Below are 700 nucleotides of genomic sequence, written 5' to 3' on the forward strand. Positions count from 1 at the left end.
CGACGCCACCGGCATTGCCGCGCTTGTCGCCTTTTTCTCTTTCCTCGCTGCCCCCCCTTCCTTTCTTCTCTCCTTCCTCCCTCTCCTTTTCCTTCCCCTCTTCCTCTTTTCCTCTTCTTCTTTCTTCTTCTTCTCTCCCCCTCTTTCTCTCTTCCTTTCCCTTTCTCTTTCTTTCCTTCTTCTTTCCCTTTCCCCTTTTTTCCCCCCTTCTCTTCCCCTTCTTTTTCCTTTCTTCCCTTCTTTTCCCTTCTCCTCCTTCCCTCCCTTCCCCTTTTCCCCCCCCTTTCTTTTCCTTTTCTCTTCTCTCCCCCCCTTTCCTTTCTCTCCTTTCCTCTTTTTTTCTCCCTTCTCCCCCTCTCCCTCCTCCCTCTCCTCCTCCTTCCTTCTTCCCCCCTCCCTTTCCCTTTCCCCTTCTCCTTCCCTTCCCCCCCCCCTCTCCCTCTTCTCTCTCTTCTTTTCTTCCCTCTCTCCCCCCTTTCCCTTTTTTCTTCCCCTCCCCTTTCCCTCCCTTCTCTTCTCCTCCCTTCCCCTCTCTCCTTTTTCCCTCTTCCCTCTCTCTTTCCCTCCCTCTTCTTCCCTTTTCTCTCCTCCTCCCTTCTCTTTTTTTCCCCCCCCCCCTTCTTTTTTTCTCCTCTTTTTTCTCCTCTCCTCCTTCCCCTCTTCTTTCCCCCCTTCTCCTCCTTCTCCTTCTTCTTTTTTT

At 52.1% G+C, this 700-nt stretch carries 1 protein-coding gene; it reads right to left on the reverse strand.

Going from position 1 to position 700, the window contains the following annotated elements; translation table 11 throughout:
- A partial coding sequence (locus tag NR126_RS29135) for a hypothetical protein (protein ID WP_256832485.1) occupies positions 1–700 on the reverse strand: 700 nt, incomplete at both ends.

It is taken from the genome of Pseudomonas sp. Pse1, from assembly GCF_024519635.1.
In the GTDB taxonomy this organism is placed as follows: Bacteria; Pseudomonadota; Gammaproteobacteria; order Pseudomonadales; family Pseudomonadaceae; genus Aquipseudomonas.